Origin of the sequence: Streptomyces sp. NPDC050145, from assembly GCF_044460245.1 — a bacterium.
GTDB lineage: Bacteria > Actinomycetota > Actinomycetes > Streptomycetales > Streptomycetaceae > Streptomyces.
This window is the reverse complement of the sequence record NZ_JBITJS010000001.1, coordinates 430,187-447,925: the sequence shown is the minus strand read 5'-3', so window position 1 is coordinate 447,925 and position 17,739 is coordinate 430,187. Positions and strand designations below refer to the sequence as shown.

At 73.8% G+C, this 17,739-nt stretch carries 19 protein-coding genes; 9 read left to right on the top strand and 10 right to left on the bottom strand.

Annotation, left to right across the window (positions count from 1 at the left end; genetic code table 11):
• Positions 1-34: 34 nt before the first annotated feature.
• Positions 35-403, bottom strand: coding sequence for a BlaI/MecI/CopY family transcriptional regulator (locus ACIBTU_RS02225; protein WP_399123976.1), 369 nt, complete (start codon positions 401-403; stop codon positions 35-37).
• A 134-nt stretch (positions 404-537) separates the two neighbouring features.
• On the opposite strand from ACIBTU_RS02225, the gene ACIBTU_RS02220 reads away from it, so the two are divergent.
• From ACIBTU_RS02220 to ACIBTU_RS02200, 5 genes are read left to right on the top strand one after another with little or no spacing between them, the layout of a single operon-like run.
• Positions 538-1,206: a DedA family protein gene (locus tag ACIBTU_RS02220; protein ID WP_399123975.1), complete on the top strand. Its 669-nt coding sequence runs from the start codon at positions 538-540 to the stop codon at positions 1,204-1,206.
• The gene (locus ACIBTU_RS02215) at positions 1,203-1,811 is read left to right on the top strand and encodes a phosphatase PAP2 family protein (protein WP_399123974.1); all 609 of its coding nucleotides are present in this window, start codon (positions 1,203-1,205) and stop codon (positions 1,809-1,811) included. Before ACIBTU_RS02220 ends, ACIBTU_RS02215 begins: the two co-directional genes overlap by 4 nt.
• A complete protein-coding gene (locus ACIBTU_RS02210; protein WP_399123973.1) occupies positions 1,808-2,554 on the top strand; it encodes a phosphatase PAP2 family protein in 747 nt (248 codons plus the stop codon). The genes ACIBTU_RS02215 and ACIBTU_RS02210 overlap by 4 nt, the downstream gene beginning before the upstream one ends.
• Positions 2,508-3,170 carry a response regulator transcription factor gene (locus ACIBTU_RS02205; protein WP_399123972.1) on the top strand — a complete coding sequence of 221 codons (663 nt, stop codon included), beginning with the start codon at positions 2,508-2,510 and terminating at the stop codon, positions 3,168-3,170. The genes ACIBTU_RS02210 and ACIBTU_RS02205 overlap by 47 nt, the downstream gene beginning before the upstream one ends.
• Positions 3,167-4,537 carry a sensor histidine kinase gene (locus tag ACIBTU_RS02200; RefSeq protein ID WP_399123971.1) on the top strand — a complete coding sequence of 457 codons (1,371 nt, stop codon included), beginning with the start codon at positions 3,167-3,169 and terminating at the stop codon, positions 4,535-4,537. The genes ACIBTU_RS02205 and ACIBTU_RS02200 overlap by 4 nt, the downstream gene beginning before the upstream one ends.
• Here ACIBTU_RS02200 and ACIBTU_RS02195 read toward each other — a convergent pair.
• The 5 genes from ACIBTU_RS02195 to ACIBTU_RS02175 all read right to left on the bottom strand — a co-directional run bounded on the left by ACIBTU_RS02195 (position 4,512) and on the right by ACIBTU_RS02175 (position 8,822).
• Positions 4,512-5,333, bottom strand: coding sequence for a hypothetical protein (locus ACIBTU_RS02195; protein WP_399123970.1), 822 nt, complete (start codon positions 5,331-5,333; stop codon positions 4,512-4,514). The genes ACIBTU_RS02200 and ACIBTU_RS02195 overlap by 26 nt on opposite strands.
• Complete coding sequence (locus ACIBTU_RS02190) at positions 5,330-6,160, bottom strand: hypothetical protein (protein ID WP_399123969.1); 831 nt, start codon at positions 6,158-6,160, stop codon at positions 5,330-5,332. Before ACIBTU_RS02190 ends, ACIBTU_RS02195 begins: the two co-directional genes overlap by 4 nt.
• A gap of 76 nt (positions 6,161-6,236) precedes the next feature.
• Positions 6,237-7,007 carry an FAD:protein FMN transferase gene (locus ACIBTU_RS02185; RefSeq protein ID WP_399123968.1) on the bottom strand — a complete coding sequence of 257 codons (771 nt, stop codon included), beginning with the start codon at positions 7,005-7,007 and terminating at the stop codon, positions 6,237-6,239.
• Entirely contained in the window at positions 7,000-7,443 is a 444-nt protein-coding gene (locus tag ACIBTU_RS02180; RefSeq protein ID WP_399123967.1) for an FMN-binding protein, read from the bottom strand. The genes ACIBTU_RS02185 and ACIBTU_RS02180 overlap by 8 nt, the downstream gene beginning before the upstream one ends.
• An 8-nt stretch (positions 7,444-7,451) precedes the next feature.
• A complete protein-coding gene (locus ACIBTU_RS02175; protein WP_399123966.1) occupies positions 7,452-8,822 on the bottom strand; it encodes a ferric reductase-like transmembrane domain-containing protein in 1,371 nt (456 codons plus the stop codon).
• Positions 8,823-9,014: 192 nt separating this feature from the next.
• On the opposite strand from ACIBTU_RS02175, the gene ACIBTU_RS02170 reads away from it, so the two are divergent.
• Both ACIBTU_RS02170 and ACIBTU_RS02165 read left to right on the top strand, forming a co-directional pair.
• Complete coding sequence (locus tag ACIBTU_RS02170) at positions 9,015-9,746, top strand: response regulator transcription factor (protein ID WP_399123965.1); 732 nt, start codon at positions 9,015-9,017, stop codon at positions 9,744-9,746.
• Complete coding sequence (locus ACIBTU_RS02165) at positions 9,743-11,233, top strand: sensor histidine kinase (protein WP_399123964.1); 1,491 nt, start codon at positions 9,743-9,745, stop codon at positions 11,231-11,233. The genes ACIBTU_RS02170 and ACIBTU_RS02165 overlap by 4 nt, the downstream gene beginning before the upstream one ends.
• 26 nt (positions 11,234-11,259) lie before the next feature.
• Here ACIBTU_RS02165 and ACIBTU_RS02160 read toward each other — a convergent pair whose 3' ends face one another.
• Complete coding sequence (locus ACIBTU_RS02160; protein ID WP_399123963.1) at positions 11,260-11,679, bottom strand: VOC family protein; 420 nt, start codon at positions 11,677-11,679, stop codon at positions 11,260-11,262.
• Between the two features lie 166 nt (positions 11,680-11,845).
• Between ACIBTU_RS02160 and ACIBTU_RS02155 the strand changes: the two genes are divergently transcribed.
• Positions 11,846-12,832 (top strand): alpha/beta fold hydrolase, encoded by a 987-nt coding sequence (locus ACIBTU_RS02155; RefSeq protein WP_399123962.1) that lies wholly within the window; start codon positions 11,846-11,848, stop codon positions 12,830-12,832.
• Positions 12,833-12,856: 24 nt separating this feature from the next.
• On the opposite strand, the gene ACIBTU_RS02150 is transcribed toward ACIBTU_RS02155, so the two are convergent.
• Complete coding sequence (locus tag ACIBTU_RS02150; protein WP_399123961.1) at positions 12,857-13,849, bottom strand: MerR family transcriptional regulator; 993 nt, start codon at positions 13,847-13,849, stop codon at positions 12,857-12,859.
• 156 nt (positions 13,850-14,005) lie between these two features.
• Here ACIBTU_RS02150 and ACIBTU_RS02145 point away from each other — a divergent pair, with 156 nt between their 5' ends.
• Positions 14,006-14,644, top strand: a complete 639-nt coding sequence (locus tag ACIBTU_RS02145) for an RNA polymerase sigma factor (protein ID WP_399123960.1) — start codon at positions 14,006-14,008, stop codon at positions 14,642-14,644.
• A gap of 21 nt (positions 14,645-14,665) precedes the next feature.
• Here the strand turns inward: ACIBTU_RS02145 and ACIBTU_RS02140 are convergent, their stop codons facing one another.
• Positions 14,666-16,048 carry a cryptochrome/photolyase family protein gene (locus ACIBTU_RS02140; RefSeq protein WP_399123959.1) on the bottom strand — a complete coding sequence of 461 codons (1,383 nt, stop codon included), beginning with the start codon at positions 16,046-16,048 and terminating at the stop codon, positions 14,666-14,668.
• A gap of 58 nt (positions 16,049-16,106) precedes the next feature.
• Positions 16,107-17,723 carry an SDR family oxidoreductase gene (locus ACIBTU_RS02135; protein WP_399123958.1) on the bottom strand — a complete coding sequence of 539 codons (1,617 nt, stop codon included), beginning with the start codon at positions 17,721-17,723 and terminating at the stop codon, positions 16,107-16,109.
• Between the last annotated feature and the right edge of the window lie 16 nt (positions 17,724-17,739).

Genomic DNA, 17,739 nt, shown 5'->3' with positions numbered 1-17,739 from the left:
GCTGGATGACACCGACCCCGGCGGCGGCGTGAGGTCATCCCCCTTCTTCCAGCAGCCGGCGCAGGATCTCCTCGTCGTCCGGGCCGAGTTGGTCGACGAAGCGGGCGAGCACGGTCGCGCGGTCGCTGTCGCGGTCGAGTTCGCCGTGCATCCGCAGGGCGGTCAGGCCGTGCGGGTCCTGTATCGGGCGGTAGGCGAAGCCGCGGCCCCGGCGATGGCGCTCCAGCGTCCCCTTCTCGTACAGCCGCGACAGGATCGTCGTCACCGTGGTCCGGGCCAGGCCGGAGGCCAGCTCGGCCTGGACCTCGGTCGGCGTCAGCGCGGTTTGCGCCGCCCACAGCGCGGCCATCACCGCGGCCTCGAGCTCACCGGCCGGCCGACGGTCGTCCTTCTCGGTGCTCATGGGAACGATCCTCACCCCCGCATCGTCTACAGTGATGTAGACCGTCTACAGGATTGTAGTCAGTCAGGTGCTGTGCCTGCCATGTGCGGTGCGTCCAGCGCTCCCCGGCTGCCGACAGAGACAAGGACCCGCAGATGACCACACTCGTGGCCCTATCGTCGCAGCTCGCGGTGAACCCGCTCGACGCGCAGTCCCTCCTGGCCGCCTTCGGCGTGGCCGGGGTCGGCGCGGTGATGTTCGCCGAGACCGGCCTGCTCATCGGCTTCTTCCTGCCTGGCGACTCCCTGCTGTTCACGGCGGGGCTGCTCTGCACGGGCAGCGGGCGGAGCGGGGTCCACCTGTCCTTGGTCCCGCTCCTGGCCGCCGCGGTCCTCGGCGCGCTCGCCGGGGCACAGTGCGGCTATCTGATCGGGCGGAGAGCGGGCGGCTCGCTGCTCGCCCGCAGCAGGTCGCGGCGACTGCACGACGGAGCCCGAAGAGCCGAGGAGCTGCTCGCGCGGTACGGGCACGCGAAGGCGATCGTGCTCGCGCGGTTCGTGCCGGTGGTGCGCACGGTGCTCAATCCGCTCGCGGGTGCCCTGGAGGTCCCGGTGCGGGTGTTCACTCTGTGGCAGGCGGTGGGCGGTGTGGTGTGGAGCGTCGGCCTGACCCTGGCCGGCTACGCGCTGGGCTCCTCGATTCCGGACGTCGATCGCTATCTGCTCCCGATCGTCGCGCTGATCGTCGTGGTGTCCCTGCTGCCGCTGGCCGCCGAGCTCCTCCGCGCCCGCAAGGCCGCGGCGGCGAAGGAGGTCCGCCGGTGATCCTCGCGTACGACGGTTCCTCGGTCGACGGGTCCGCCTACCTCGACGTGACGGACTTCGCGCAGCGCTCGCCGGGCTGGCTGGACGGTGCCGTGACGGCCTGGTCGGCCTACGGGCTCGGGGTGTGCGCGGTGCTGATGCTGCTCGGCTGGTGGCGGGCGCGAAGGACGAGTTCCACGCTGGCCGTGACGGCTCTGGCGGTACCGGCCGTCGTGGTCCTGGCCTTCGGTGTGGACATGGTGGTCAAGTCACTGGTCCGCGAGGACCGGCCGTGCCAGAGCCTGCACGTGCGGACTTTGGAGGCGTGCCCGGCCGTCGGCGACTGGTCGTTCCCCAGCAACCACGCGGCGATCGCCGCCGCTGCGGCGGTGGCCCTCCTGTTCGTCTCGCGTCGTCTCGGCGCGGTGGCCGCCGTGGTGGCGCTCGCCATGGCGGCGTCCCGGGTGTGGGTCGGCGCGCACTATCCGCACGATGTCCTGGCCGGGGTCGTGGTCGGCTCCCTGGTCGCGTTCGGCGCCATGCTGCTGGTGCGGCGCCTGTCGCCGGCGCTGGCCCGCCGGATGTCGAGGACCGGGCGGCTGCGCCCCCTGCTGGCCCGCTCATGAGCCGCAAGGACGTGGCCGACCTCCTCGGCAGTGTCGCGCTCGGTGCGTGGGCGGCGTTCGGTGTCCTGGCCATGGCGGTGGTCGGGCAGGGCCGCTCGGCGCTGTGGCTGGACGACGGGTTCCTGCTCCGCGCGGCAGGCCATCGGCAGGAAGTCGTCACCGCGTTGGCCCGGGGTGTGACCGCCACCGGCACGGGAGTGGTCCCGTACATACTCGCCGCCCTGGCCGGTGTCGTGGCCGCACGGACCGGGCGCCGGCGGCTGTGTGCCGCCGGACTGAGCCTCGCGGTCCTGGGCGCCGGGCAGGCCCTGCGGTACGGCGCGATGGAGCTCGTGCACCGGCCGCGCCCGCCGCACTCGTTCTGGGCGGGCCACGCGAGCGCCTGGTCGTTCCCGTCCGGCCACGCCACGACTTCGGCCCTCGCCGCGGGACTCCTCATCGCCGCTCTCCGGGTGCGGGCTCCGCGCGGCGGCACGGTGCTGCGCGTCGCGGTCGCCTGCTGGGGGACGGCCGTGGGGCTGTCCCGTGTGTTCCTCGGCGTGCACTGGTTCACCGATGTCCTCGGTGGCTGGCTGTTCGCGGCCGGCTGGCTCGGCATCTGCCTGTGCCTGGCCGCCCGCCTGCTGCCGGACGCCTTCTTCGCCGATCCGAATCCGCCTCCGACGACGGCGCCCGCCGAGGAGCCGAGGGAGACCCATGCGTCCGAAGATCCTTGTGGTGGAGGACGATCACGCGCTGCGTGACGTGCTGCTGCGCGGCCTGCGGGAGGAGGAGTTCGATCCCGTGCCCGCCGCCGACGGGGCCACCGGCCTGCGGCTGGCGTCTCCCGATGTCGCCGCGCTCGTCCTCGACGTCGGGCTGCCGGACGCGGACGGACGGGACGTGTGCCAGGCGTTGCGCGCCAACGGGTTCCTCGCCCCGGTCGTCTTCCTGAGCGCCCGGCACCAGCTGCACGACCGGCTGTCCGGTTTCTCCGCGGGCGGGGACGACTACCTGCCCAAGCCCTTCCATCTGGCCGAGCTCGCCGCCCGGCTGCGGGCCGCCCTCCACCGCGCCGGCCCCTGTCCCCCGCTCGCGTCGGGCGACCTGGTCCTGAACGCCGTCGGCCATCACGTCACCGCGGGCGGTGTCGCGGTGCCGTTGTCCCCCACCGAGTTCCGGCTCCTGGCACCGCTCGTCGCGGCGCGCGGTGACCTCGTACGCCGCCGTGAGCTGATCCGGGCCGGCTGGCCCGAAGGCGCGTACGTCAGCGACAACACCCTGGACCAGTACCTGAGTCGGCTGCGCCGCAAGCTGCGGGAGGCGGGCAGCCGTCTGACGGTGCAGACCGCGCGCGGGATCGGACACCGGCTGTCGTGAACCGTCCGGTGGCCGCCCTGGCCGCGCTCACCCCCCGTACGCTGCGCGGCCGTCTCTCGCTCGTCGCGCTGGCCGTCGCGGCCCTGCTGATGACCGTCCTGACGGTGGTGTTCAACGCCGTGACCGACGAGCACCTCCGGCATCAGGCGGACTCCGCCCTGCGTGACCGGGCGGCGGCGGTGGCCACGACCGTCGACACCAGCGGCCCGCGAGTGCGCGTCCTGGAGACGGCCAACGACGGCCTGCTCGACTCCGGTGTGTGGATCTACAGCGGGTCGCGCCTGTTGGAGAGGCCACCGCCCACCACGGCCGACCGTTCCCTCGCTCCGGCGGCGAGCCGTCTCGCCGCACAGGACGCACGGGCCTGCGCCACGGTCGGCACCGTCCGGATCTGCGCGTTCCCGGTCCCGGGCCGGCGGGCCGGCGCGTCCGTCGTCACGGCGCTGGACCTGACCCCGTACCGCAGTTCGGCCGACACCCTGCTCCTGGGATCACTGACCCTGGACGTGCTGATGCTCGGCTGCACCTACGCGCTGACGCGACTGGCGGTCGGCCGGGCGCTGCGCCCCGTGGCGACGATGACGGACCAGGCGACCCAGTGGAGCGCGGTGGCCTCCGACCGGCGCTTCGACGCCGAGGAACGCCCGGCCGAGCTCGCCCGGCTCGGCACGTCACTGGACGCGCTGCTCGACCGGATCCGTACCGTGCTCCGCCACGAGCAGCAGCTGACCGGCGAGCTCTCCCACGAACTGCGCACACCGCTCAGTCGGATCGTCGCCGAACTGGACTGGTGGCGCGCGCGGCCCCGGTCGGACGCCGAGACCCGGGCGACCGTGGACGTCGTCGCCGAAGCCGCGCGCTCCATGCGCGTCATCTGCGACACGGTCCTCGACGACGCCCGCGAAAGGGCCCTCGACACGGCCAGGGCGCCGGGGACCGCCGATGTCGCCGCGGTCCTCGCCCGCCTGCTGCGCGACCTCGGCACACCGGACCGTGTGTCGACCGTGCTGGAGGTCTCGACTCCCGTACTGGAGGCGGGTACGGCGCCCGAGCTGCTGGAGCGGATCATCGGCCCGCTGCTCGACAACGCCGTCCGCCACGCGCGGAGCACCGTGACCGTGTCGGCGGGACCGGTCGCCTCCGGGATACGGATCGATGTGCGGGACGACGGCCCCGGGGTGCCAGGGGACTTCACCGCCGCGCTCTTCCAGCCCGGCCGGCGGGCCGACCCTGACGACGGGCACGACGGGGCGGGCCTCGGGCTGCCGCTCGCCCGGCGCCTGGCCCGCACGGTCGGAGGCGATGTGGTGCACGACCCCGGGCACACGCCCGGGGCCGGATTCACGGTCGGCCTGCCGGCAGGGTGACCCGCTCGGCGGTGGCCCGGCGCTCGGTCACCTGCGCGTGGATCATCAGGCCGACCAGGACGGCGAGCAGCACGGCGGACGAGCCGCCCGTGCCGAGGTCCAGGCCGCCCTTCTCGACGGGCTTGGTGAGGAAGTCCCCGGCCGTGGCGCCGAGCGGCCGGGTGAGGACGAACGCGATCCAGAACAGCAGCACGTTCGGCACACCGGGCACCTTCATCAGCACCACGAGCACGGCGAGCGCGCCCGCGACCAGCAGGGCGCCGCCCGCGTATCCGAGGCCGGAGCTGTCGGACAGGAAGTCGCCCATCGAGGTGCCGAGCGTGTTCGACACGAGGATCGCCGCCCAGAACAGCGCCTCGCCCTCGAACGTGACGATGTCGCGGATCTCGAACGTCATGCCGCTGACCTTCCAGCCGAGGAAGATCGCCAGCAGGATCGAGATCAGAACGGCCGCGCCGACCGGGTAGCCGAGCCCGAGGCCCTGCGGCCCCCATCCCAGGGAACTCGCGCCGCCGGACAGGTACTGGGCGCCTGCGTCACGGTTCATGAAGTCGGACATGGTGGTGCCCGCCGTGCTGGTGGAAAGGATCACGGTCCAGTAGAAGAACGGGTGGTAGCGACGGGACCGCAACTGCGCGACCAGCGTCACGACGAAGACCAGGAACAGTGCGATCGTCGTGAGGAAGTACCCCAGTTTCAGGGTCTGGGAGAAGAGATCCCCCGCCGTCTCCCCCAGGGTGGTCGCCGCGATCTTCATGATCCAGAACGCGAGCGTCACCTCGGGCAGCTTCTTCACGTTCCACTCCGGTCCGGCTCGGCGACGTCCCTGCGCGTCACGGCCAGGTACACGACCAGGGCGAGGATGACGGCGAGGAACAGCACGCTGGTCACCACGACGCCGAGGCCGAGGCCGCCGTCCCCGGTGGGCTGGGAGAGGTAGTCCCCGATCGACGCGCCCAGCGGCCGGGTGAGGATGTACGCGATCCAGAAGCTCCACACCGCGTCGAGGCCCAGCGCGAAGTGGGCGACGGCGACCGCGGCGATGGCGAGGGCGAACAGGCCCGCGGCGAGCGGGTATCCGAGGGCCATCCGCTCGGAGACGAGGTCACCGGCGGCGGTGCCCAGCGCGAACGTGAACAGGACGGCGAGCCAGTAGAAGGTCTCCCGGCCAGTGGTGTCGATGCTGTGGATGGACAGCGTCCGCTCCCGCCGGAACCAGACGACGAACACGACCGCCAGGCCGACCGCGAAGACGGCCGTACTGACTTCCAGCGGCACCCCCATGTTGTCGGTGAGGTTGTCGCTGATCAGTGTGCCGACGACGCTGATCAGCGCGACGGCGAGCCAGTACACGCCGGCCCGGTACGCCCCGGTGCGGAACTGCGCCACCAGCACGACCGCCAGCAGCCCGCTCATCAGCAGCGAGACGCCGGTGAGCCCGAGTCCCGCCTTCTCGTTCAGAAGGTCGGCGGCGGTCTCACCGACCGTCGTGCACAGCACTTTGATGATCCAGAAGTAGACGGTGACTTCAGGCACCTTGTTCAGCCGCAGCCGGTGCCGGACGTGCGCGGCGGGCCCGCCGGCGCCAGGGAACTCGGCTGTCTCGGACGTTTCGTAGGTCATGGTCGACGACCGTGCCACCGGCCACCTGAACGCTTCCTGACCGCCGGGGCGCGATACCCGGCCCGCCCCGTCCGAACTACGCCAACCGGGGACCTGACGTGCCGCGCACCGTCCACGTCGTGCCGTCCCGCTCCACCCCCAGCGCGAGCACGTCCGTTCGCCGCCCCAGCCAGACCCGCGCGTCCGCCGCTCCGGCCGCGTACGCCGCGGTCGCCAGCACGTCGGCCCGGGTGAGGCCTGAGGTCACGACGGTCAGGGAGGCCAGGGCGTGGGCGGGCGGGGCCTGGGTGCGCGGGTCGAGGATGTGGCAGCCGCGCTCGGCGGTTCCGGACGTGGCGAGGGCGAGCGGGCCGGCGGCGGACTCGACGACCGCCGCGTAGCTGTCCGGCCGCAGCGGATGGGCGATGCCGACCCGCCAGGGGCCGCCGTACAGCTGGATGTCACCGCCGCCGTTGAGGCACACGTGCGCGGCGCCCGCCTCGTGCAGCAGCCGGGCCGCCCGCTCGACCGCCCATCCCTTGACCAGTCCGCTGGGGTCGTACGGGCCGGCGTACCGGGCGTCGAAGCGGCCCCCGGTGTCGTGCCGGGCGGCCTCGCACAGGGAGGCGACCTCGTCGGCCTCCGCGCGACAGGCCTTCGGCACCGGTGTGCCCGCCCGCTCCAGCGAGACAGCGCTGTCGGGCCGGTACGGGGAGAAGACCTCGTCCACGTGGTGCAGCAGTGCCTCGGCCTCGTCCAGGGCCCGGCGCAGCCCCGGAGTCGGGGTGTCGCGCACCGTGCACGAGAACACGGTGCCCATCGCGCGCACCACGCGCCGCAGGCCGGCGGAACCGCCCGGGTCAGGCATGGGCCTGGTCCAACGCGCTCTGGAGCGAGGTGATGTAGCCCTCGCTCGTGTACGTCGCTCCGGAGACCGTGTCGACCTGGGCGCTCTGCGCCGTGACGGTCTCCTGGACGAGGACGGGTATCGCGGTCGCGTTGATCTCCCTGCTGTGGCCGTCGCCGTCGGGCTGCTGGAGAGCCCGCGCGGACGTGATCCTCGAACCGTCCAGGGTCAGTTCGACCTGGACCGGTCCGTAGCGGGTCGGGACGGTCGACCCGGTCACGGTACGGGTCCCTGCGCTCGGGCTCGTGCCGCCGCTCGCGCTCGACGACGAAGGCGCCTGTGTGACCGGTGCGGCGGCCGAGGTCACGTGGTGCGGTTTCAGGGACAGCGCCAGGACGGTCACGGTGACGGTCGCGACGCAGGTCAGCACGGTGCGGCGGAGCGAGTGGGCGCGCATGGCGGGGCTCACAGTTCGAAGGACTCGTGGTGGATGCGGGAGGCCGGGACTCCGGCGGTCCGCAGGGCGTCGTACGCGGCCTGGGCGAGCCCGGGCGGCCCGCACAGATAGACGTCGTGGCGTGCGATGTCGGGCAGCAGGGCGCGCAGCCCGTCCGCCGTGATCGGGGTGCGGCGCCCGTCGGGGGTGTTGAGCGTGTAGACCAGGCGGGCCTGGCGCCGCGCGGCGATGGTCTCGAGCTCGCCGCGCAGCGCCAGTTCATCGGCGGTGCGGGCGCGGTAGAGCAGGGTCAGGTCGCCGGGCCGGGCGGGCAGGGTCTCGAACAGGGTGCGCAGGGGTGTGATGCCGGTTCCGCCCGCGATCATCAGCACCTTGTCGCGGCTGCGCCGCCCGGCGGTGAGCGCGCCGTAGGGTCCCTCCGCCCAGACACGCGTGCCGGGCCGCAGGTTCGCGACGGAGGCGCTGTGGTCGCCCAGCGCCTTGACCGTGATGCGCATCAGGTCGCCGCGGGGAACGGCGGACAGGGAGTACGGGTGGCTCGCGAGCCACATGCCGGGGGTGAGAAAGCGCCAGCGCAGGAACTGTCCCGGCCGCGCGCCGATGTGTTCGAGGTGCCGACCGCGCAGCCAGACCGAGTACACGCCGGGTGCTTCCGGCACGACGGCGTCGACACGTATGCGGTGGCGCAGGTTGAGCCGCGTGGGGGTGAGGAGACGGAACCAGACGACGAGGCAGGCCGCACCGACGTACAGGGCGTACCAGGCCGCCCGCGCGCCCACACTCGCCACGAAGTCCGCGCCGGTCGACAGCTGGTGGAAGAAGGCCAGGAACACGGCCGCGTAGGTGAGCAGATGCAGGTGGTACCAGGTCTCGTAGCGCAGCCTGCGACGCACGGCCCGTACGGACGTGTAGCCGACGGCGAGCAGGATGGCGGCGCCCGCGGTGGCCTTGAGCAGGTCGGGCAGGTCGAGGACGATCGTGCCGAGCTGGGTCAGCGGGCCGGTGTGGGCCTGGGCGGCGTAGCCGAGGGTGATGAAGACGATGTGGGCGAGCAGCAGGCCGATCGTCCAGCGGCCCGCCGACGCGTGCCAGCGGGCGCTGCGATCGCTGCCCACTCCGGTCTCCAGCCAGGGCACGCGTGCCATCAGGGCGACGAGCAGGGCGCACATGTAGCCGCACAGCAGGCCGGTGATCCGGCCGACGCCGGTGAGCCGGCCGGCCGCGCCGACGACGGCGTCCGTGTCCCGCCACCACAGGGCGAGGACGGCGAAGCCGCCGGCCCAGGCGGCGGCGAGCAGCAGCGCGGCCGTCGCCCGGTGACGCGGCGGGCCGGGCGCGCGGTGCGTCACCGGCGGCGGACGATGGGTCGCGGTGGCCATGACGGTCTCCTCGGTGGCGGGTGGACTGGTGTCACTGTCGTCCGCCAACCTCTGAGCGAGCTCTCAGCGCACGCCGGCCCCGAGGCACTCGTCCGGGCTCTGACCTGGCCTTTCGCCGGGCCGATCGGGTCTACGACGCTCTGCGTGTTCTCAGAGGAAACTCAGAGGCGGGCGCGAGATGCTGAGGGCGCCATGAATTCACGCCCCGCGGGCATGACCCGCCCCGACGGCACCCCGGTGCGCGTCCTGGTCGTCGACGACGAGCCCGATCTCGCCGAGGTCGTCACCGGCGCGCTGCGCTACGAGGGCTGGGAGGTGCGCGGTGCGGGCACGGCCCGCGACGCCGTTCGCGCGGCCCGCGACTTCCGGCCCGACGCCGTCGTGCTCGACATCATGCTGCCGGACCGCGACGGGCTGGCCGTGCTGCGCGAGTTGCGTGCCTCCCAGCCGCACGTGTGCGTGCTGTTCCTGACCGCGCGCGACACCGTCGAGGACCGGATCGCGGGGATCACGGCGGGCGGCGACGACTACGTGACGAAGCCTTTCAGCCTCGGCGAGCTCGTCGCCCGGCTGCGCGGGCTGCTGCGCCGCGCCGGGATGACGCGGGAACGGGCGGCCGGTTCACTGGTCGTCGTGGGAGATCTGGAGCTGGACGAGGACGCGCACGAGGTCACCCGGGGCGGCGAGCCGGTCGAGCTGTCCCCCACCGAGTTCCAGCTGCTGCGCTGCCTGATGCGCAACGCCCGCCAGGTCCTCAGCAAGGCGCAACTGCTCGACATGGTCTGGTCGTACGACTTCGGCGGTCAGGCCCACGTGGTCGAGCTGTACATCTCCTACCTCCGCAAGAAGATCGACGCGGGCCGCGAGCCGATGATCCACACGGTGCGGGGCGCGGGCTACGTCCTGAAGCCGGTGAGCCGGTGAGGTGGCCCCGGCCCCGGCTGCACACGCTGCGCGCCCGGCTCACGGCGGGGCTCCTCGTGCTGCTCGCCGTCGGGTGCGCCGCGGTGGGCGGGGCGGCGGTCGTCGAGCTGAACGGGTTCCTCACCGAGCGGCTGGACCAGCAGCTCTCGGCGGCGGGCAGCGCGTTCGCCGCGAGCATCGAACATCCGGGCGGCGCACCGGACTCCGGCGGCACCGGCAACGACCACGACGGCGACGAGCACGCCGACACACGACGCCAGGCCGCCGGCACGCTCGGGGTCTACGAGCGGGACGGGCGGGTCGTCGACGCGGCGGTGGTGCGCGACGGCGACGACCCCGCCGGGCTCACCGCCGACCTCTCCGCGGCCGACCGGCGCGCGCTGGCCGCGGTGCCCGTGGACGGCCGTGGGCATCGTGTCGACCTGTCGGTGCTCGGCGACTACCGGGTCATGGCCTGGCCCGGCCGGGACGGCGACACGCTCATGACCGGGCTTCCGCTGCGGGGCGTGGAGGACGCGGTGCGGCGGCTCGAACTCGTCGCCGGCGGGGTGTTCGGGATCGCGCTCGTCGGCGCGGGGATCGCCGGGGCGCTGTGGGTGCGGTGGTCGCTGCGGCCGCTCAGCCGGATCGCCGGCACCGCGAGGCGGGTCAGCGAACTGCCGCTCGCCAGCGGGGAGGTCGCCCTCCCGGCCCGCGTCCCCGACACGCGGCCGCGCAGCTCCGAGGTCGACCAGGTCACCCTCGCCTTCAACCGCATGCTCGGCCACGTGGAGAACGCGCTCACCCAGCGCCAGCGCAGCGAGGAGCGGCTGCGCAGTTTCTCCGCCGACGCCAGTCACGAGCTGCGCACCCCGGTCGCGTCGGTCCGCGGGCACGCCGAACTCGCCCTGCTGCACCCCGGACCCGTACCGCCCGAGGTGACCCACGCGCTGGAGCGGATCGCCGCGGAGTCCGGCCGCATGGGCGCGATGGTCGACGACCTGCTCCTTCTCGCACGGCTCGACGCGGGGCGCCCGCTCGAACGGGAACCGGTGGACCTCACCCGGCTCGTCCTCGACGCCGTGGCCGACGCCCGCGCGGTCGGAACGGAGCATCGCTGGGCCCTGCGGCTCCCCGAGGAACCCGTGAGCGTCGACGGAGACGCCCACCGCCTCCAGCAGTTGCTCGCGAACCTTCTCGCCAACGCCCGCCACCACACACCGGCCGGAACGTCCGTCACGGTGGGCCTCGACCGGGCCGCGGACGGCACGACCGTCCTGACCGTCACGGACGACGGCCCCGGCATCCCCCGGGACCTCCAGGACCACCTCTTCGAACGGTTCGTGCACGGCGGCGGGCCACGGGGCTCGGAGGGTGGCGGAACGGGGCTCGGTCTGTCCATCGTCGCGGCGGTGGCGGAGGCCCACGGCGGCTCCGCCGACGTGAGCAGCGAGCCGGGCGCGACCACCTTCACCGTCCGCCTGCCACCGGCCCACGGAGACGCGTGACAGCACCCGTCCGCGACGTGGGGTGATCACCCGCTCTGCGCGGTGTCGATGGCGACCAGCTCGACCTGGAAGCCGTCGGCGTTCTGCAGATAGGCCGCATAATGCTGCGGTCCCCCGGCGTGGGGGTGGAGCTCGGGGAACATCAGGCTCCAGCCGTTCCGGGCCGCGTCGACGGCCAACTCCTCGACGGTGGCGGCGTCCTCGACATGGAAAGCCAGGTGGTTGAGACCGGGCCGACAGCGGTCGTACCGGTCGTCGGTGAGGTCCGGGGACCGCTCCAGGACGAGGTAGGTCGGTCCCAGGAGCCAACTGCGGCCGGTGGCCCAGCTCTGCGAGACCGCGTAGCCCAGCGTCTGGAGCAACCAGCCCAGCGAGGCGAGGGCGCGGTCCAGATCGGGAACCCAGATCTCGACGTGGTGCAGTGCGCCATGAGTCGGCCGGTTCACGCGGCTGCGCCCCCTCTCGCTCGACCATTGCGGCGGTGACCCTACCCCTACCCCTGTGCCCTGCGAACTTGCCGGAACGGCAACGTCGATCGCGCCGGGTGGCACGGGCGCCGCATGATCGAGAGGTGCCCTCCGGCCGCCCGCGAACCGAGGAGAGAAGTCACCCATGCGAACCGAGCCGACCGCCGCACTCCGCCACCGCATCGTCGAAGCCCCTGCCGGTCGTCTGCATCTGGCCGAGCAGGGCACCGGGCCGCTGGTCCTGCTGGTGCACGGTTTCCCCGAGTCCTGGTACTCCTGGCGCCACCAGCTCCCGGCCCTCGCCGCGGCCGGGTATCGGGCCGTGGCGATCGACGTACGCGGGTACGGCCGTTCCTCCAAGCCCACCGCGACCGACGCCTACCGCCTGCTCGACCTGGTGGAGGACAACGTCGCCGTCGTGCACGCCCTGGGCGAGGAGCGCGCGGTGGTCGTCGGCCACGACTGGGGCTCCAACATCGCCGCGACCTCCGCCCTCCTCCACCCCGAGGTCTTCCACGCGGTCGGCCTGCTGAGCGTCCCGTACGCGCCGCCCGGCGGCCCCCGCCCCACCGACGTCTTCGGCCTGGTCGGCGGCCCCGAGCAGGAGTTCTACGTCTCCTACTTCCAGGAGCCCGGCCGCGCCGAGGCGGAGGTCGAGCCCGATGTCCGGGGCTGGCTCGCGGGCTTCTACGCGGCCCTGTCCGCCGAGACGATGCCGGCCGCGGGCGAGCCCGACCCGCACTTCGTCGCCCCGGGCCGCCGGCTGCGCGACCGTTTCCCCGACGGCCCGCTCCCGGCATGGCTGAGCGAGGAGGATCTCGACGTCTACGCCGGGGAGTTCGAGCGTACGGGGATCACCGGCGCGCTCAACCGCTACCGCAACATGGACCGGGACTGGGAAGACCTCACACCCCACCGCGGAGCGCCGATCAAGCAGCCGTCCCTGTTCATCGGCGGTGCGCTGGACGCCTCCACCACCTGGATGTCCGACGCCATCGACGCGTTCCCCACCACGCTCCCGGCTCTGTCCGCGTCCCATCTCCTGGACGGCTGCGGCCACTGGATCCAGCAGGAACGCCCCGACGAGGTCAACCGCCTGCTGACCGACTGGCTGGCCAATCTCCAGGACTGAACCCGCACCGGCGCGGTGTCCCTGCTACGCGCTCGTGCGGAAGAGCGACTCAATGAGCGCCAAGGCGGAGGCGAGCCCGGTGAGACGGCTCGCTCCCGGCTCCGGGGGCGTGCCGGCCCATCCGGGGCCCGCGAGGAGGACCAAGGGGTGGCTGCGCGCGCCGCGTACGCCCCGTTCGAGGGCGTGGAGCGTGCGGATGGCGTGCACGTCGGCGGTCTTGCGGGACTGCGACCAGACGACGACGGCGGCCGGACCGATCCGCCGGGCCGCCGATTCCAGGGCCTCCCTCGGCAGCGCGGCCCCGAAGATCCTCGTGGGCAGGCCCCGCTCGGTGAGGGCCGCCCACAGCGCCTCGATCGGCAGGCTGTGCTGCTCGTCCGGCATGCAGGCGAGCAGGACCGGCGGGCGGCCGTCCGGGGCCGGGGCGCCCGCCGAGCGGAGCTCGGTCGACACGTGCCAGGAGAGCAGGTGCTCCACCTCGACGTACGACGCGTCGGCCGTCGCCCACTTGCGGCCCACGGCGTGCAGGGTCGGGGCGATGATCTGCTCCCAGGCCACCACGACCCCGTACGTGTCGATCGCGGCGCGCAGTCGGTCCTGCACGGCCGAGGCGTCGAGTCGCACGGCGGCGCGCGCCAGGCCCCGGCTCTCCGGCCAGACCTGGCCCAGCGGCAGATCCCGGGAGCCGCCCGGGGCACGGGGGCGGGCCGGAGTGCGTGGCCGCGGCGCCGCGGCGGCGGCGTGGTCCGTCGCCCGGCCGTCCTCCGCCATCGCCAACTGTGCCGCCTGCGCGGGCGTGACGCCTTGCGCGGTCAGCCGGCACATGTGCTCCATCCTGACCACGTCCTCGGGCGACCAGCGGCGGTGGCGGCCCTCCTCTCGGTGGCTCGGGCCGATGCCGTAGCGCCGCTCCCAGGTGCGCAGCGTCGTCTGGGCGACGCCGAGTCTGCGGGCGAGCGCGCCGGTGGTCAGGGCGGCGCGTGCCTCGGCCCCGGGGGCGTCTCGCGTGCCGCTCATGAGCCCTCCTTCGGTCACGGTCCAGGCTAAAACGATGCATAAACGACGCATCTTGTGCAGCGGTTTCGCCGCGATCACTCTGGCGGCAGGCGCGACGAGCCGCGCGCCACCGGCACGTCGGGACAGCCCGGTGAGGCTGTCCGGGGAGTGTTCAAGATGACCACGACACAGATGACCACGGCGCGGACGACCACGGAACGAAGCACCGATCCGCTGATCGACGAGGCGTTTCTGCGGGGCGACGAGGACGGCTGCAGGCAGGTGTACGAGCGGTGGGCGGCGCTCGTGCACCACGTCGCGCGCCGTGCGCTCGGCGACTCCCACGATGCCGAGGACGTCACGCAGCAGGTCTTTCTCGCCGCCTGGCAGGGCCGCCGCGGGTTCCGTCCGGAGCGGGGCGGCGCCGCCTCCTGGCTGGTCGGCATCACCCGGCACAAGATCGCGGACGCTCACGCGGCCCGGGCCCGTCAGGCCCGCCTCGCCGCCGCGGCGCAGTCCGAGCAGGACAAGGAGGTACCGCCGCCGGAGGGGCGGCCGGCGCAGCAGGCCGTGGACCGCGTCGTGGTCCGGCACGAGCTGAGCCGGCTGCCGCCCGCCCAGCGGGAGGTCCTGTGGCTGGCCTTCTACGCGGACCTTCCCCAGTCACAGATCGCCGCCCGGACCGGGCTTCCGCTGGGCACGGTGAAGAGCCATGCCCGCCGGGGGATGCACACGCTGCGGCTGCGCCTGGAGGAGCCCGCGGACCGTCCCGACGCCCCTCACGGAAGTGCGGCGGCCCAGGCCGGTCATCGATGACCCCGCGCACATCCCGGCCCCTCAGTCCCGGCCGCGGGCCTGTTTGAAGCGGGCCAGACCGTCGGCGAGGTCGATCAGTGGTTCCGGGTAGTCGAGATCGGCCCGCGTCTCGCGGGGCAGTCGCCAGGGTTCGTGCACCGAGCGGTCCTCCACGTCGGCGAGTTCGGGCACCCAGCGGCGGACGTAGGTGCCGCGCGGGTCGAAGCGCTTGCCCTGGACGACCGGGTTGAGGACGCGGTGCGGGCGGGTGTCCGTGCCGGTGCCGGCCACCCATTGCCAGTTGAGCTGGTTGTTGGCCACGTCCCCGTCGACGAGCAGGTCGAGGAAGTGCCGGGCGCCGATGCGCCAGTCCACGTACAGCGTCTTGGTGAGGAAGCTGGCCGTCAGGAGGCGGGCGCGGTTGTGCATCCAGCCCTCCTCGCGCAGTTGGCGCATGCCCGCGTCCACGACCGGATATCCGGTGCGGCCGTCGCGCCACGCGGCGATGTCCTCGGCCGCGTCGTCCTCACCACGCCACCGGTCGTTCCTGGTGCGGTAGTCCGCGGCGGCCGTCTCGGGGCGGGAGGCGAGGACCTGGCGGTGGAAGTCGCGCCAGCACACCTGCCGGATGAACGCCTCCGCCCCGGTGCCGCCGTGCGCGCGGGCCCGATGGACGGCCTCGACGGGCGAGAGAGCGCCGAAGTGGAGGTAGGGCGACAGCCGGGAGGTGGCGTCGCCCGCCAGGTCGTCGTGCCGTTCCTCGTACCGGGACAGGTCGCCGGAGCCCCACCACCGGGCGCAGCGGGCGCGGCCGGCCGTCTCGCCGCCCTCGGGGATTCCGGGCGAGGTCCCGTCGACGTCCTTCGCTGAGGGCAGGGCCTCGCCGCGCGCCGTCTCGGGGACGCGCACGGTGCGCGGCGGCGGCAGCGGCTCGCGCAGCGGAGCCTGCGACCAGCGGCGGAAGTACGGGGTGAACACGGCGTAGTGGTCGGCGTCGCTCCCGGCGGGCGTCACCGCGCCAGGAGCGACGGCCGTGGACACCGAGTCGTGGACGTGCAGGGTCACCCCGTCCGCGGCCAGCGCCTCGCGCAGTCGCTGCTCGCGCCGGTGGGCGTAGGAGGTGACGTCGGCTGCCAGGTGCACCTCGGTGGCCCCGCACTCGGCGGCGACGGCGCGGACCTCCCGGGCGGCCGGGCCGCTGCGGACGACCAGGCGGCCGCCTCGGTGCCGGAGCCGCGCGTCGAGGTCGGTGAGGCAGTCGGCGAGGAACGCCCGCCGGTTGGGCGCGTCGAAGCCTGCCGCGTGCACCCCGGGATCGCGTACGAACAGCGGGACGACCTCGTCCGCGGCGCGCACGGCGGCGTGCAGCGGGGGGTGGTCGTGCAGACGCAGGTCCGCGGTGAACAGGACGACTGCGACGGTCATGGGGCCCTCCTGGGACGGTGATGGTGCGGGGAGGGCCGGGGCCTGGCCCGCGGCCGGGTCAGCGCCGGGCTCCCTGCCTCTTCTTTCTGCGTGCGGCGGCCCGTCGGATGCGCCGGACGGGCGACCGTGACGAGGCCTGTGCCGACGGCGACGTCGTGGCGCCGTCCGGAGGGGTCGCCGCGGCGTGGGCGATGTTGCGGGCCATGCCCCCGAACACGACGGCGTGGAACGGCGAGACCGACCACCAGTACGCGTGACCGAGGAGCCCGCGCGGGTGGAACAGGGCGCGCTGCCGGTACCGGGTGCGCCCCCGGTCGTCGGTGTCGACGCGCAGCTCGAGCCAGGCCAGGCCGGGCAGCCGCATCTCGGCGCGGAGCCGCAGCAGCCGTACGGGTTCGATCTCCTCGACGCGCCAGAAGTCCAGGGAATCGCCTGCCCTCAGCCGCTCGGCGTCGCGTCGTCCGCGGCGCAGGCCGACCCCGCCGGCGAACCGGTCGAGCCAGCCGCGCAGAGCCCAGGCGAGCGGAAAGGAGTACCAGCCGTTGTCGCCGCCGATCCCTTCGATCACCCGCCACAGCGCCTCCGGGCTTGCGGGTACGGGGAGTTCGCGCACGTCCTCGTACAGGCTGCCGCCCGCCCAGTCCGGGTCGGTCGGCAGCGGGTCGCTGGGGGCGCCCGGCACCGCGGCCGAGGACCAGCGGGTGGCGACCTGGGCCTCCCCGACCCGGCGGAGCGCGAGAGCGAGCGCCTCGTCGAAGGGCAGCGGCCGCCCCGGCAGGTCGGGGACGTGGCGCGCGATGTCGTGCTCGTCGCAGACCACCTCGTGCCGCAGCGACTCGGTGAGCGGCCGGGCGATCGAGGCCGGGACGGGCGTGACGAGCCCGACCCAGTGGCTGGACAGCCGGGGCGTGAGGACCGGGACGGGCAGGACGAGGCGCCGCGGGAGCCCGGCGACCTCGGCGTAGCGGAGCATCATGTCCCGGTACGTGAGCACGTCGGGCCCGCCGATGTCGAAGGCCCGGTCGACGTCGGCGGGCAGGGCGGCCGCGCCGACGAGATAGCGGAGGACGTCGCGGACGCCGATGGGCTGGGTACGGGTGCGCACCCAGCTCGGGGTGACCATCACGGGCAGGCGTTCGGTCAGGTGGCGCAGCATCTCGAAGGAGGCCGAGCCGGACCCGATCACCACGGCCGCCCGCAGCACGGCGGCGGGCACGGGGGCGTCGAGGAAGATCCGGCCGACCTCCGCGCGGGAGCGCAAGTGGGGCGAGAGGGACCGCTCGGGGACGCCGTGCGGGGTGAGCCCGCCGAGGTAGACGATCCGGCGCACCCCGGCGGCGTGCGCCTGCTCGGCGAAGATCCGGGCCGCTCGCCGGTCGGTCTCCTCGAAGTCGGGCCCGGTGCCGAGGGCGTGGACCAGGTAGTACGCGACGTCGATGCCCCGCAGCGCGGCCCCGACGGACCGGGCGTCGGTGACGTCTCCGCGCACGGACTCCACCTGCGGGGCCCACGGATGGTCGCGGAGCTTGGCAGGCGTGCGGGCCAGGCACCGGACGCGGTGGCCCGCGTCGAGCAGCTCGGGGACGAGCCGACCGCCGATGTACCCGGAGGCTCCGGTGACGAGGCAGTGCAGCGGTTCCTGGTGCCGGGGCACGCCGTTCGCGGTCGCGCTCATGACTGTCTCCTCTGCG

Bases quoted from the DNA above. Each gene is read 5' to 3' on its own strand.
- ACIBTU_RS02225 (WP_399123976.1), bottom strand. From the start codon at position 403: ATGAGCACCGAGAAGGACGACCGTCGGCCGGCCGGTGAGCTCGAGGCC.
- ACIBTU_RS02220 (WP_399123975.1), top strand. From the start codon at position 538: ATGACCACACTCGTGGCCCTATCGTCGCAGCTCGCGGTGAACCCGCTC.
- ACIBTU_RS02210 (WP_399123973.1), top strand. From the start codon at position 1,808: ATGAGCCGCAAGGACGTGGCCGACCTCCTCGGCAGTGTCGCGCTCGGT.
- ACIBTU_RS02205 (WP_399123972.1), top strand. From the start codon at position 2,508: ATGCGTCCGAAGATCCTTGTGGTGGAGGACGATCACGCGCTGCGTGAC.
- ACIBTU_RS02190 (WP_399123969.1), bottom strand. From the start codon at position 6,160: ATGACCTACGAAACGTCCGAGACAGCCGAGTTCCCTGGCGCCGGCGGG.
- ACIBTU_RS02185 (WP_399123968.1), bottom strand. From the start codon at position 7,007: ATGCCTGACCCGGGCGGTTCCGCCGGCCTGCGGCGCGTGGTGCGCGCG.
- ACIBTU_RS02180 (WP_399123967.1), bottom strand. From the start codon at position 7,443: ATGCGCGCCCACTCGCTCCGCCGCACCGTGCTGACCTGCGTCGCGACC.
- ACIBTU_RS02175 (WP_399123966.1), bottom strand. From the start codon at position 8,822: ATGGCCACCGCGACCCATCGTCCGCCGCCGGTGACGCACCGCGCGCCC.
- ACIBTU_RS02170 (WP_399123965.1), top strand. From the start codon at position 9,015: ATGAATTCACGCCCCGCGGGCATGACCCGCCCCGACGGCACCCCGGTG.
- ACIBTU_RS02155 (WP_399123962.1), top strand. From the start codon at position 11,846: ATGCGAACCGAGCCGACCGCCGCACTCCGCCACCGCATCGTCGAAGCC.
- ACIBTU_RS02150 (WP_399123961.1), bottom strand. From the start codon at position 13,849: ATGAGCGGCACGCGAGACGCCCCCGGGGCCGAGGCACGCGCCGCCCTG.
- ACIBTU_RS02145 (WP_399123960.1), top strand. From the start codon at position 14,006: ATGACCACGACACAGATGACCACGGCGCGGACGACCACGGAACGAAGC.
- ACIBTU_RS02140 (WP_399123959.1), bottom strand. From the start codon at position 16,048: ATGACCGTCGCAGTCGTCCTGTTCACCGCGGACCTGCGTCTGCACGAC.
- ACIBTU_RS02135 (WP_399123958.1), bottom strand. From the start codon at position 17,723: ATGAGCGCGACCGCGAACGGCGTGCCCCGGCACCAGGAACCGCTGCAC.